This is a genomic window from Hydrogenophaga sp. PML113 (genome assembly GCF_001777155.1).
Classification (GTDB): domain Bacteria; phylum Pseudomonadota; class Gammaproteobacteria; order Burkholderiales; family Burkholderiaceae_C; genus Hydrogenophaga; species Hydrogenophaga borbori.
Genome location: NZ_MIYM01000009.1, coordinates 32,633 through 45,126, shown reverse-complemented (window position 1 = coordinate 45,126; position 12,494 = coordinate 32,633). Strand labels below are relative to the sequence as shown.

General features: G+C 73.9%; 14 protein-coding genes. 6 read left to right on the top strand and 8 right to left on the bottom strand.

All coding sequences use genetic code 11. From position 1 onward, the window contains the following. Positions 1-78 precede the first annotated feature (78 nt). Both BHU06_RS16850 and BHU06_RS16845 read right to left on the bottom strand, forming a co-directional pair. On the bottom strand, positions 79-717 hold the full coding sequence (locus BHU06_RS16850) for a response regulator transcription factor (RefSeq protein ID WP_070400376.1): 639 nt from the start codon (positions 715-717) through the stop codon (positions 79-81). Next, positions 714-2,159 (bottom strand): ATP-binding protein, encoded by a 1,446-nt coding sequence (locus BHU06_RS16845; protein WP_254668194.1) that lies wholly within the window; start codon positions 2,157-2,159, stop codon positions 714-716. Before BHU06_RS16845 ends, BHU06_RS16850 begins: the two co-directional genes overlap by 4 nt. Before the next feature lie 68 nt (positions 2,160-2,227). Here BHU06_RS16845 and BHU06_RS16840 point away from each other — a divergent pair, with 68 nt between their 5' ends. From BHU06_RS16840 to BHU06_RS16830, 3 genes are read left to right on the top strand one after another with little or no spacing between them, the layout of a single operon-like run. Beyond that, positions 2,228-3,163, top strand: a complete 936-nt coding sequence (locus BHU06_RS16840) for a cation diffusion facilitator family transporter (protein WP_070400374.1) — start codon at positions 2,228-2,230, stop codon at positions 3,161-3,163. Then, on the top strand, positions 3,160-3,603 hold the full coding sequence (dtd, locus tag BHU06_RS16835) for a D-aminoacyl-tRNA deacylase (protein WP_070400373.1): 444 nt from the start codon (positions 3,160-3,162) through the stop codon (positions 3,601-3,603). The genes BHU06_RS16840 and dtd overlap by 4 nt, the downstream gene beginning before the upstream one ends. Positions 3,604-3,640: 37 nt before the next feature. Next, positions 3,641-5,437, top strand: coding sequence for a DUF4153 domain-containing protein (locus BHU06_RS16830; protein ID WP_070400372.1), 1,797 nt, complete (start codon positions 3,641-3,643; stop codon positions 5,435-5,437). Positions 5,438-5,468: 31 nt separating this feature from the next. On the opposite strand, the gene BHU06_RS16825 is transcribed toward BHU06_RS16830, so the two are convergent. From BHU06_RS16825 to BHU06_RS16810, 4 genes are all read right to left on the bottom strand, one after another. Beyond that, entirely contained in the window at positions 5,469-5,798 is a 330-nt protein-coding gene (locus BHU06_RS16825) for a YegP family protein (protein ID WP_070400371.1), read from the bottom strand. Positions 5,799-5,887: 89 nt separating this feature from the next. Further along, entirely contained in the window at positions 5,888-6,370 is a 483-nt protein-coding gene (gene ybeY, locus BHU06_RS16820) for an rRNA maturation RNase YbeY (protein ID WP_070400370.1), read from the bottom strand. Then, positions 6,370-6,804, bottom strand: a complete 435-nt coding sequence (locus tag BHU06_RS16815) for an MliC family protein (RefSeq protein WP_070400369.1) — start codon at positions 6,802-6,804, stop codon at positions 6,370-6,372. The genes ybeY and BHU06_RS16815 overlap by 1 nt, the downstream gene beginning before the upstream one ends. A gap of 28 nt (positions 6,805-6,832) precedes the next feature. Next, positions 6,833-7,807 carry a PhoH family protein gene (locus tag BHU06_RS16810; protein WP_070400368.1) on the bottom strand — a complete coding sequence of 325 codons (975 nt, stop codon included), beginning with the start codon at positions 7,805-7,807 and terminating at the stop codon, positions 6,833-6,835. Between the two features lie 108 nt (positions 7,808-7,915). On the opposite strand from BHU06_RS16810, the gene ruvA reads away from it, so the two are divergent. Genes ruvA through BHU06_RS16795 form a run of 3 tightly spaced genes read left to right on the top strand, consistent with a single transcriptional unit; the run spans position 7,916 to position 10,670 of the window. Next, positions 7,916-8,491 (top strand): Holliday junction branch migration protein RuvA, encoded by a 576-nt coding sequence (gene ruvA / locus BHU06_RS16805; RefSeq protein ID WP_070400367.1) that lies wholly within the window; start codon positions 7,916-7,918, stop codon positions 8,489-8,491. After that, complete coding sequence (ruvB, locus tag BHU06_RS16800) at positions 8,492-9,550, top strand: Holliday junction branch migration DNA helicase RuvB (RefSeq protein ID WP_070400366.1); 1,059 nt, start codon at positions 8,492-8,494, stop codon at positions 9,548-9,550. A gap of 19 nt (positions 9,551-9,569) precedes the next feature. Then, the gene (locus BHU06_RS16795) at positions 9,570-10,670 is read left to right on the top strand and encodes an SPOR domain-containing protein (protein ID WP_070400365.1); all 1,101 of its coding nucleotides are present in this window, start codon (positions 9,570-9,572) and stop codon (positions 10,668-10,670) included. A 15-nt stretch (positions 10,671-10,685) separates the two neighbouring features. Here BHU06_RS16795 and BHU06_RS16790 read toward each other — a convergent pair whose 3' ends face one another. Both BHU06_RS16790 and BHU06_RS16785 read right to left on the bottom strand, forming a co-directional pair. Next, positions 10,686-11,831 carry a DSD1 family PLP-dependent enzyme gene (locus tag BHU06_RS16790; RefSeq protein ID WP_070400364.1) on the bottom strand — a complete coding sequence of 382 codons (1,146 nt, stop codon included), beginning with the start codon at positions 11,829-11,831 and terminating at the stop codon, positions 10,686-10,688. Then, on the bottom strand, positions 11,815-12,465 hold the full coding sequence (locus tag BHU06_RS16785; RefSeq protein WP_070400363.1) for a histidine phosphatase family protein: 651 nt from the start codon (positions 12,463-12,465) through the stop codon (positions 11,815-11,817). Before BHU06_RS16785 ends, BHU06_RS16790 begins: the two co-directional genes overlap by 17 nt. Positions 12,466-12,494: the final 29 nt, after the last annotated feature.

Sequence of the window (12,494 nt, the reverse complement as noted above, 5' to 3'; positions counted from 1 at the left end):
TCGATCAACCGTGCCCGCACTGTAGGAAGCGCCCGCCGCGCGCACCATTCGCGCGGCTACGGGCGCGGCTGCGTAGAACTACGCGGTGCCCGTCTCGTTCACCAGGGCCGCGTAGCCCCGCACCAGCTGGGCGAGCGAGTCCACGCCCAGCTTCTCGAACACGTGGGCGCGGTGCGTTTCCACCGTGCGCGGCGACAGCTCGAGCGCGCGCGCGATGGCCTTGTTGCTCAGGCCCTCGACGATGAGCGCGAGCACCTCGCGTTCGCGCGGCGAGAGCTGCTGCCAGCGCTCGCGCGCGGCGCGGTCGGTTTGCGCGCGCTGGCGCAGCTGAACGTGCTGGCGCACGGCCTGCTGCAGGGCCTCGATCAGGGCCTCGTCGTCCACCGGCTTTTCCAGGAACTCGGCCGCGCCGGCCTTGAAGGCGCGCCGGCACATGTCCACCGTGCCGTGGCCGGTGAGCATGATCACGGGCTGGTCCACGCCCTGCGCCACCAGCGTGTCGAGCACGCCCAGGCCGCTGATGCCGGGCATGCGCACGTCGAGCACGATGGCGCCGATGCCGTCGCGCTCGAAGCCGGCGAGGAAGGCGCGCGGATCGGCCCAGGCCACCACGCGCAGGCCCACGGTGCCGATCAGCAGCGCGAGGCTGTCGCGCACCGCGTCGTCGTCGTCGATCAGGTGCACGGTGGGGGAGAGCGCGTCGCTGGCGGTGTTCATGGCGGGGTCCCGGTGTCGAGCGGCAGGTGCAGCGAGAACAGCGCGCCACCGCCGGGCGCGGCGCCCGCGCCCAGGCGGCCGCCCTGCGCCTGCGCCAGCGATTCGCTCAGCGTCAGGCCCAGGCCCAGGCCGCCCTCGCGGGTGCTGAAGAAGGGTTCGAACAGGCGCGACAGCACCTCGGGCGGCAGGCCCGGGCCGGTGTCGGCCACGTCGAGCACGGCCTGCCCGCCCTCGCGCCGCACGGCCAGGCGCAACTCGCGCGGGCCGCCGGCCTGGCGGTCCATGGCCTGCAGGGCGTTGGCGATCAGGTTGTGCACGATCTGATCGATGGCGATCGGATCGGCCCGCACCACCGCCGGGTCGCTGACCAGCCAGCGCACGGCCACGCCGCGCCGGTCGATCTCGGGCTGCAGCAGGTGCAGGGCTTCGCGCACGCAGGCGCCGAGGTCCAGCGCGCGCTGTTCGGCCGCGCCGGCCGGCGGCTCCAGGCCGCGCCGCAGCCGGGCCAGCACCTCGGCCGCGCGGCGCGCCTGCGCGCCGGCGCGGCCCATGGCCTCGCGCGCGGTGTCCAGCGCGGGCGGCTCGTCGGCCAGCAGGCGCTGCGCGGCCTGGGTGCTGGCCAGCACGGCGGTCAGGGGCTGGTTCAGTTCGTGCGCCAGGCCGGCCGCGAATTCGCCCATGGCGTTGAGCCGGCCGAGTTGGCCCAGGCGCAGCAGGGCCTCGGCGCGCTGGCGGGCCTCGCGCAGGCGCAGCGCGTGCGCCAGGGCGGCCAGCCCCGCCAGCACGGCGAGCGCCCAGGCGCCCATGCCGAGCCAGGGCAGTTCGCCCCAGCCGACCCAGCGCGTGGCCACGGCGTGGAAGGGTTGGCTCTCGGCCGCCACCACCTTGTCGAAGTCAAAGCGCCAGCCCTGGGTGAGCGGCTGGCCGGCCTGCAGGGTGTGCGACTGGCCGTTCCAGCGCAGCGCCACCCGCACCGGGCTGCGCGCGCGGTCCATGGGCCAGTCGGCCTCGGGTACCAGGCCGTCGAGCGCGATGACCAGCGAATAGGCGCCGCCGCCCGCGGCGCCCAGCACCAGCGTGTAGCGGCCCGCGCCCAGGTCGCCGTCGGCCATGGCCCCGCGGCCGCTGGTGCGCGAGGCCGCCTCGGCGTGCGCCAGCGCCGGCTGCAGCCAGGCCTCGTCCGGCGCGCGCGCGATCACGCTCAGCAGGCGGGGGTAGATCGCGCTCAGGCGCGGCAGGGCCTCGGCCCGTTCGGGCTCCAGCAGGGCCAGGGTGGCGAGCACCGCGTCGTGCTGCACCACCTGCTGGCTCAGCAGCCGGTGCACGATGCGCGCGTCGGTCTCGAAGGCCGCGCGCTGCGCCTCCAGGCCGCGCTGGGCGATGAACCACGCCCCCAGCAGCGACAGGGCCAGGCCTGCCGCGATCCAATTCAGCCGGGACATCCACGCGCTTCGCATGGCGGCGATTCTGCAACGTCCGCCGAACCAGGGTTCAGCGGGCCTGGGCCACAATGCCGCGCGTGATCACCCCGCTGCTCGACCGACTCACGCCGCGCCGCCTGCTGCAGGCCTCGATCGCCGTGGCCCTGCTCACCATCGCACTGAAGACGGCCGCCTGGTGGCTCACCGGCTCGGTCGGCCTGCTGTCCGACGCGCTCGAGTCCCTGGTCAACCTGGCGGGCGCGAGCTTCGGCCTGCTCATGGTCACCATCGCCGCGCGCCCGGCCGACGCCGAGCACCCCTACGGCCACCACAAGGCCGAGTACTTTTCTTCCGGCTTCGAGGGGGTGCTCATCATCGCGGCCGCGGCCGGCATCGTCTGGGCCGCGGTGGGGCGCCTGCTGCAGCCCCAGCCGCTGGAGCAACTGGGCCTGGGCCTGTGGCTGTCGGTCATCAGTTCGGTGTTCAACGGGGTGCTGGCCTGGGTGATGCTGCGCGCCTCGCGCGTGCACCGCTCGGTCGCGCTCGAAGGCGACGCGCGCCACCTGTTCACGGACGTCTGGACCTCGGTCGGCGTGGTGCTGGGCATCGGCCTGGTGGCCATCACCGGCTGGCTCTGGCTCGACCCCGTGCTGGCCATCCTGGTGGCACTCAACATCCTGCGCGAGGGCCTGCACCTCATCAAGGACGCCGCGCAGGGCCTGATGGACGAAGCGCTCGACCCCGAGCTGCAGTCCAGCATCGAGCGCGTGCTGGCGGGCTTTGCCCAGGGGCAGCCGCTGGTGCGCTTCGACCACGTCACCACGCGCAAGGCCGGCCAGCGCCGCTTCGCCGACCTGCACATGCACCTGCCCGCTGCCTGGCCGCTGGGCCGCGCGGCGGCGCTGCGCGGCGAGGTGGAGCAGGCGCTGATGCAGGCCGTGCCCGGCCTGCGCGCCAGCATCCAGCTGCTGCCCACCGGCGTGGAAGCGCTGGCTGTCAAAGAATCCGAGGAGACCCGCCAGTGATCGCCCTGCTGCAACGCGTGAGCCAGGCCCGTGTCGACATCGCCGGCGAGACCGTGGGCGCCATCGGCCCCGGCCTGCTGGCGCTGGTCTGCGCCGAGCCCACCGACACACCGGCCGTGGGCCTGAAGCTGCTCAGCAAGGTCCTCAAGCTGCGCGTCTTCGCCGACGGCGCCGGCAAGATGAACCTCAGCCTGCAGGACGTGGGCGGCGGCCTGCTCATCGTCAGCCAGTTCACCCTGGCGGCCGACACCTCGGGCGGCAACCGCCCGGGCTTCACCAACGCCGCGCCGCCCGCGCTCGGCGAATCGCTCTACGATGCCTTCGTGGCCGCCGCGCGCGCCGCGCATCCCCAGGTGGCCACCGGCCGCTTCGGCGCCGACATGCAGGTGCACCTGGTGAACGATGGTCCGGTGACGATCCCGATGCGCCTGACGGCCTGAGCGTGCGCCGGTGCCCGGGCGCTTTCAGGAGAACCGCTTGAACACCCCCGCCGCCCCCGAATCCGAGGCCCGCGCCCACCTGCTGGTGGGCGCCCTGCAGGCCGCACTGGCCTACACCCTGTACGAGACCGCGCGCCGCGGCGCCTGGCCAGCCACCGAGGCCGCGGCCTTCATGCCGCTGTTCCTGCTGATGGCGCTGGCGCCGCTGGGCTTCTACCTCGCCAGCGCGGCCCCGCTGCAGCGCCGCGTGGCGATCGCGCTCGGCGTGGGCGCGCTGGCCCTGGCCATCGGCGCCTACCACGGGCTCACCGTGGGCGGGCTGGCCGAGCGCGCGCGCGAGCAGGGGCCTTTGCGCGAGGAAGACTACCTGCGCCCCACCTTCGTGCTGGGTCTGGCGCTCATGGTCGCGGTGCCCGCCGCCGCCGTGGCGCGCGAGGGCCGCGTGCGCTACGAGCCCTGGTTCGACGCCTTGCTGCACAACACCCTGCTGCTGGCGCAGGGCGGGCTGGTCACCGGCCTGTTCTGGCTGGTGATGTTCAGCGCGGCAGCGCTGTTCCGGCTGGTGCGCCTGCCCTTCCTGGGCGAACTCATCGAACGCGGCGCGTTCTGGATTCCCGCCACCGCGCTGGTGTTCTCCTACGGCGTGTCGCTGGCGGTCACGCAGCGCACCGTGGCGCGCTTCCTGTTCGAGCGGCTCACGCAGCTGTGCGGATGGATCTACCCGTTGGCGGGCGCGCTGGGCGTGGCCTTCGTGGCGAGCTGGCTGGTGCAGGGCGTCGAGCCCCTGTTGCAGACGCGGCGCGCGGCCTTCCTGCTGCTGTGGTTCGCGGTGCTGTGCGTTCTGCTGGTCAACGCCAGCTCGCGCGGCGGGCTGGATGCGCCGCGCTACCCGCGCTGGCTGCGCCGCGCCCTGTCGACCGGCCTGTTGGTGCTGCTGCCCATGGTGGCGGTGGCGCTGTACGCGCTGGGCCTGCGCATCGGCCAGTACGGCTGGACGGTGGACCGGCTCTGGGGGTTGTTCGTGGCGATCGTGGTGGCGGTTTTCGCGCTGGGCTACGCGCTCAACGCCGTGGCCGAGTGGCTGGGCCGTGCCGAGCGCTGCCTGGTGCCCGCCACCAACGCCGTGGCCGCGGCGGTGGTGGTGCTGGGCATCCTGGCGCTGCTGGGCGGCGCCATCGACCCGCGCCGCGTGAGCGTGAACGACCAGCTGCAGCGCCTGGCGCGGGGCACCAGCGACGAGCAGGACCCGATCCGCTACCTCGCGCGCGAGGGCGGTGTGTTCGGCCGGCGCGCCCTGCAGGCCCTGGCCGCCGACGACCCGGTGTTCGGCGGCGTGCCCGCCGCGCGCCAGGCGCTGGCGCGCGACGCCCTGAGCGACCCGAAGACGCGGCGCGAGCGCCTGGCCGAGCGGCTGCGCGCCCTGCCGGTGTTCCCGCCGGGCGCCACGGCGCCGCCGGCGCTGCTGGAGGCCCTGGCGCGCGACGGCGGCTTGCCGGGTGCCTGCGAGGCCCAGACCTGCCTCATCTGGCGCCTGCCGCCCGAGGTGTTGGGCGATGGGGCCTATGCGCTGCTCGCGCGCCAGGCGCCGGGCGCGCGTGACGCGGGCGGCGCGCGCATCTGGCGGGTCGACGAGCACGGGCGGTGGGCCGTGCGCGGCCACCTGCCCGGCCAGGGCCTGGACACGAACTGCGCGCCGCAGGCCGGCCACCAGGCCCTGTTCGACGCCGTGCGCGAGGGCCGGGTGGAGCTGCTGGTGCCGCCCGGGCGCGACCTGGGCGTCGGCGACCTGCGCTTTCCGGTGCAGCGCTGGAACGGCGCGCGCGACTGCGGCTGAGCCACCGTTCGCGCGCGCCCGTCGCGCGGGATCAGGGCTCGCGCACGTCCTTGCTGGGGCCGTTGGCCTTCACCGAGTCGATGCCGTTCTGGCGCGCGGCCTCGGAGGAGTACATCTGGCTGGTGCCGATGACCTGGCCGTTCGAGGCCTTCAGGTTGAAGTAGGGGCTGCCGTCGCTGGCCGTCTTGAGCTCGTAGCGCTCGCTCAGCGGCGAGTTCTTCTGCACCGACTCGATGCCGCCCTGGGCCGAGGGCTTGGCCTCGTACTGTTCGCTGCGCAGGATCACCTGCGCGTTGCCCGCCTTGAGCACGAAGGAATACTGACCTTTGCCGTTCTTCGTGAGTTCGTACCAGCCTGCCATGGACGCTCCTCGGTTGGGGTGGATGACCAGCCCATGCTAGCGAGCGGGCGAGGCGGCCGGGCGCCTCGCCCCGGCGTTTTGCTGGGGATTTACCCGGGCTTGCGGGGGCGGCGCGATCGGGCGTAGGGATCGGGTTGGCCCAGCGCGGCCAGCACCTCGGTCTCGCGCGCCTCCATGGCCTCGGCGTCGGCCTCGCTGGTTTCGTGGTCCCAGCCCTGGGCGTGCAGGGCGCCGTGCACCAGCAGGTGCGCGTAGTGCTCGGCCAGGGGCTTCTTCATCTGTTTCGCTTCGGCCGCCACCACCGGCGCGCACAGCACCAGGTCGGCCATCACCAGGGGCTCCTGGGCGTAGTCGAAGGTGAGCACGTTGGTGGCGTAGTCGCGGCCGCGGTAGTCGCGGTTGAGGGCCTGGCCCTCCTCGGCGTCGACGATGCGCACGGTGAGTTCGGCGTCGCCATCGAGCGCGCGGCGCAGGCAGCGCGCCACGAAGGCGCGCGGCAGCGCGGCGCGGTGCTCGGCCACGCCGTCGAAGCGCGCGAACTGCAGCGACAGGGTGAGCGCGGGCAGGGCCATCAGCTGGCCACCTTGCCGGCCTTGAGGGAGGGGAGCGAGCGGCAGTTGGCCAGCAGCGTGCGCTCCTGCGCCGTGTGGTCGGCCGCCAGGAAGCTCAGGAAACCTTCCTCGCCCTTGGTGTTCCAGCGCAGGCTGTGCTGTTCGTCCAGCGCGATGTAGCGCACACCCGAAGCGCTGGGCCGGCTCTTGAGCAGCGCCGTGCGGCCCTGGTGGTGCAGCGCCGCGAAGCTGTCGCCATGGCCGAATTCCAGATAGGCCACCTCGATCTCGGCGCCGCCCTCGCAGCGGTAGCGCACGGTCTCGCTGCTGTAGCCTGGGCCCTGGATGCTGCCCTGGGTGGCGGGCGCCGAGGGGTGCTGGTGCAGCGCGCAGCCGCCGGCCAGCAGGGCGGCGGCGAGCGGGGCGGCGAGGGTGAGCGGTCTGGTCGGTGGCATGCGGGTCCTCCCTGAGGGTTGGCGCGGGTCAGCCGGCGCGGCGCCGGCGGGCCGGTTCGGCCTCTTCGCGCGACGGGCTGCGGGCCTCGTAAGCGTCGACGATGCGCGCCACCAGGGGATGGCGCACCACGTCGGCGCTGGTCAGGCGCGTGAAGCCGATGCCTGGCACGCGCTTGAGCACGCGCTCGGCGTCGATCAGGCCGCTGAGCTGGGTGCGCGGCAGGTCGATCTGGCTCACGTCGCCGGTGACCACGGCCTTGCTGCCGAAGCCGATGCGGGTGAGGAACATCTTCATCTGCTCGGGCGTGGTGTTCTGCGCCTCGTCCAGGATGACGAAGGCGTGGTTGAGCGTGCGCCCGCGCATGAAGGCCAGCGGCGCGATTTCGATCTGCTGGCGCTCGAAGGCTTTCTGCACGCGGTCGAAGCCCATCAGGTCGTACAGGGCGTCGTACAGCGGGCGCAGGTAGGGGTCCACCTTCTGGCCCAGGTCGCCGGGCAGGAAGCCCAGCTTCTCGCCCGCTTCCACGGCCGGGCGGGTGAGCACGATGCGCTGCACCGCGCTGCGTTCCAGCGCGTCCACCGCGCAGGCCACCGCCAGGTAGGTCTTGCCGGTGCCCGCGGGGCCGATGCCGAAGGTGATGTCGTGCGCGGCCATGTTCTCCAGGTAGCCCGCCTGGTTGGGCGTGCGCCCGCGCACCTCGCCGCGGCGCGTCTGCAGGCTCAGCGCGCCCTCGCCGGGGTCTTCCAGCGCGGTGTTGCCGTTGAGCATGAGCTGCACCTGCTCGGCCGGGATCGGGCCGCGTGCCATCTCGTACAGGGCCTGCAGCACTTCCATGGCGCGCTGCGCCTTGGCCTTGGGGCCTTCGACGCGGAACTGCTCGAAGCGGTGCGCCACCTTGACCTGCAGCGCGGACTCGATGGCGCGGATGTGGGCGTCAAGCGGCCCGCACAGGTGGGCCATGCGGGTGTTGTCCGGTGGGCTGAAGGTATGTCTGAGAATCAAGCCGATAATCCTGAGGAAAAAGATGGCCCCCAACCCTGGCTTCGCCAGGCCCCTCTGAGGGGCGCGGTCGTTCCCGGGGCGACCCGGCGAACGACCAAAAGGACACCGATGATAGGCAAGTTGAGCGGCACGCTGCTGGAGAAGAACCCGCCCCAGATCCTGCTGGACTGCCATGGCGTGGGCTACGAGGTGGACGTGCCCATGAGCACCTTCTACCACCTGCCCGCCAGCGGCGAGCGGGTCTCGCTGCTGACGCACTTCGTGGTGCGCGAGGACGCGCAAATCCTCTACGGCTTCGCCACCGCGCCCGAGCGCGACGCCTTTCGCCAACTCATCAAGATCAGCGGCGTGGGCCCGCGCACCGCGCTGGCGGTGCTTTCGGGCCTGTCGGTGAACGACCTGGCCCAGGCCGTGAGCACGCAGGAGACCGGGCGCATCGTCAAGGTGCCCGGCATCGGCAAGAAGACGGCCGAGCGGCTGCTGCTGGAGCTCAAGGGCAAGCTCGGCGTGGACCTGGGCCTGCCCGCGGGCGCCACGCGCAGCGACGCCCAGGCCGACATCCAGCAGGCCCTCATGGCCCTGGGCTACAACGAAAAGGACGCCGCCGCCGCGCTCAAGGCCCTGCCGGCCGAGGTGGGCGTGGCCGAGGGCATCAAGCTGGCGCTGAAGGCGCTGGCCAAATAAATGAGCATCCAGACCGACGACTTCGCCCCCGCGCCGCGCGTGATCTCGCCGCTGGCGGGTTCGCCCAAGGAAGAGGCGATCGAGCGCGCGCTGCGGCCCAAGCTGCTCGACGAGTACGTGGGCCAGATGAAGGTGCGCGAGCAGCTGGAGATCTTCATCGGCGCCGCCAAGAAACGCGCCGAGGCGCTGGACCACGTGCTGCTGTTCGGCCCGCCCGGCCTGGGCAAGACCACGCTGTCGCACATCATCGCGCAGGAGCTCGGCGTGAATCTGCGCCAGACCAGCGGGCCGGTGCTCGAAAAGCCCAAGGACCTGGCGGCGCTGCTGACCAACCTCGAGCCCAACGACGTGCTCTTCATCGACGAGATCCACCGCCTCTCGCCGGTGGTGGAGGAGATCCTCTACCCCGCGCTGGAGGACTACCAGATCGACATCATGATCGGCGAGGGCCCGGCGGCGCGCAGCATCAAGCTCGACCTGCAGCCCTTCACGCTGGTGGGCGCCACCACGCGCGCGGGCATGCTCACCAACCCGCTGCGCGACCGCTTCGGCATCGTCGCGCGGCTGGAGTTCTACTCGGCCGAGGAGCTGGCGCGCATCGTGCGGCGCAGCGCCGGGCTGCTCAGCGCGCCCATCGACGAGGACGGCGCCTTCGAGATCGCGCGCCGCTCGCGCGGCACGCCGCGCATCGCCAACCGCCTGCTGCGCCGCGTGCGCGACTACGCCGATGTGAAGGGCAGCGGCCGCATCAGCCAGGACATCGCCGAGCGCGCCCTGGCCATGCTCGACGTCGACCCGCAGGGCTTCGACCTGATGGACCGCAAGCTGCTGGAGGCCGTGATCCACCGCTTCGACGGCGGGCCCGTGGGCCTGGACAACATCGCCGCCAGCATCGGCGAGGAGCGCGACACCATCGAGGACGTGATCGAGCCCTACCTGATCCAGCAGGGCTACCTGCAGCGCACGCCGCGCGGACGCACGGCCACGCTGGCGGCCTACCGCCACCTGGGCGTGAACCCGCCGCGCACCGAGGGCGGCCTGTTCGGCGCCGCCGACTGAGCCGCCCGCCCACCCCGCCATGTCCAGCGCGCCGACCCCCGCTCCCCCGGACACCGCGGCGCTGGCCAGCGCCACCGAGGCGCTGTACCGCGCGGCGCTGGGCCCGGGCCGCACGGCCGACTACCTGCCGGTGTTCGCGCGCTTCGACGAGCGCGGTCTGGCGGGCACGCACTGGAACCACGCGGCGGCCTGGCTGAACCTGAACTGGCTGCTGTACCGGCGGCTGTGGCGCCAGGCCCTGCTGTACGCCCTGGCCCTGGCCGTTGCGCTGGGCCTGTGGTGGTGGGCGCGGGGTTTCATGGCGGTCTGGCCGGCGGGCGTGCGCTGGGGCCTGCTGGCCTCGATCGGCGTGCTGGCGGTGGTGGTGCCTGGCTGGTGGGGCACGGCCTGGCTGCACGCCGACGTGCGCCGGCGCATGACCGAGGCCGTGCGCCGCGCGCGCACGGTGCAGGAGGCCTGCGGCCTGTTGCAGCGCGGTGGGCCGGGGCGCTGGGCCTGGGTGCTGGCGCTGCTGGCCCAGGTGGCGTTGCTGGGCACGCTGGGGCTGCGCACGGGCGGTGGCCCCGTGGCGGCCGCGCCCGAGCCGGTGCTGGCGCCGCGGGCGGTGGCCGAGGCCCCGGCTCCCCCGCCCGCCCCCGTGGCGGCGCCCGCGCCGCCGCCGTCCACCGAGGGCGTGGTCGAGCCCGTGTCGCCGGTGTCCCCCGCCGTCTCCCCCGGCGGGGCGGTGGTGGTGGGCGCGGTGACCTCGGAGGCGCCCACACCGGCCCCGGCCCTGGCGAAGCCCGCCGTGGCCGAGTCGACGCCCGCACCGGCGGCGCGCGCTGCCGCGCCGCCGGCCCCCGGCGCGAGCGGCGACAGCGCCGGCACCACCGACGCGCCGCGCCCTCGCTGGCACGGCCACGGCGTGAACGTGGGCATCTTTGGCGACCCGGCCAACGCCGAGCGCGCGGCCACGCGGCTGCGCCAGGCCGGCCTGCCGGTGCGCAGCGACCCGGTGGAGTCGGCGCGCGGCCCGCTCACGCGCGTGCGCGTCGGCCCGTTCCAGACGCGCGAGCAGGCCGAGGCCGCGGCCGAGACCGTGCGCAACCTGGGCCTGGAGGCCCGCGTGTTCGGCCCCTGAGGGCGCGCCGGTCGCTCAGTCCAGCGCGCCGCGCGCGTCCACCCGCAGCACGCGCTCCACGCGGCCCGTGAGCAGGCCGCCGCGCACGCCGATCAGGTGGTCGTGCAGGTTCACGGTGGGGTCGCAGTGGCCCGGCACCAGCCAGACCGTTTCGCCCAGCGCGGGCAGGGCCGGGCCACGCAGCACGCCGTGCTCGTCGCCGCCGTTGGCGAACGCCAGTCCCTCGGGCAGCCAGACGCGCGGCAGGCCGCTGTCGATGGCATGGCTCTTGTGGCCGGCGTCGACCACGGCGCGCCCCCCGGGCCGGCTCATCACCTGCGCCTTGACGAACAGCGCGTGCTCGAAGGCCGGCGCGCTCTCGTCGGCGGTGTTGGCGGCGTAGTCGGCGTCCATGAAGAGGTAGGAGCCGGCCTGCAGCTCGCCCCACTGGCCGCTGGCCGCCTCGTGCACGAAGGTGCCGGTGCCCGCGCCCGTGACCAGCGGCACCGCCAGGCCCGCGCCCTCGATGAGCGCGCGCGTGTGCGCCACGGCCTCGGCGGCGTGGGCCACGGTGGCGCGGCGCTGCTCGGGCGTGCGCTGGTGCTGCGCCGCGCCGTGGTAGGCCTGCAGGCCGGCGAAGCGCAGCACGGCGTGCGAGGCGACGGCCCGCGCCAGTGCCACGGCCGGCTCGCCCGGCGCCGCGCCGCAGCGGCCATGGCCCACGTCGATTTCCACCAGCACATCGATCGAGCCCGGTGCCTGCACGCCGGCCTCGGCCAGGGCGCGCGCCAGGCGCTCGATGCCGAGGGCGCTGTCGACCGCCAGGGCGAAGCGCGTGCCGCCCGCGCGCACGGCGCGCGCCAGCCGCGCCAGCTTGGCCGGGTCCACCACCTCGTTGGTGATGGTGATGTCGGTGACGCCGGCGGCGGCCAGCGCGAGCGCCTCGCCGGTTTTCTGCACGCACACGCCCACGGCGCCGTGCGCCATCTGCAACTTCGCCAGCTCGGCGCACTTGTGCATCTTGGCGTGCGGGCGCAGCCGCAGGCCGCGCGCCCGGCACCAGTCGGCCAGCCGATGCAGGTTGCGCTCCATGGCGTCCAGGTCGATCACCAGCGCGGGCGTGTCGATGGCGGCCACGCCCTGGCCGACCAGGCCGTGGAAACGCTCAGGCGCTGCGCTCATCCAGCACCCCTTCGTCGTCGTTCACCTGCAGGTGGCCCACATCGCCCCAGCCCACCAGGGCCAGGCCTTCGGGCGACCACAGCAGGCGGTTGATGGCGCAGTTGGCGAGTTGCCAGCTGCGCGGGGCCTGCAGCTCCAGGCGGGTGGCGGCGCGGTAGAGCACGTCCAGCACGCCGCCGTGCGCGACCAGCAGGATCTGCTCGCCCGGATGGCGCGCGGCCAGTTCCAGGGCCGCGCCCACCACGCGCTCGCGCAGCGCCAGCAGGGTTTCGCCACCGGGCGGCGCGAAGTCGGGCATGCGCTTGCGCCAGGCCAGGGTTTCGGTGGGGTAGCGCAGCTCCAGTTCGTCCCAGGTGTGGCCTTCGAAGCGCCCGAAGCCACGCTCGCGCAGGCCGATGTGCGCGTGCACCGGCAGGGTGCGCGTCTCGGCCACCGCCTGGGCGGTGTCGCGCGCGCGCTTGAGGTCGCTGCTGTAGATGGCGGCGATGGGCTCGTCGCGCAGGGCCTCGGCCAGGCGGCGGGCCTGCCAGCGGCCGTGGTCGTTGAGGTCGATGTCGGTGTGGCCCTGAATGCGCGTGTCGCGGTTCCAGGCGGTCTCACCGTGGCGCACGGCCAGGAGGCGGGTGACTTGCAAGGGACGTCCGTGGGGGTGGGTCGATCTGG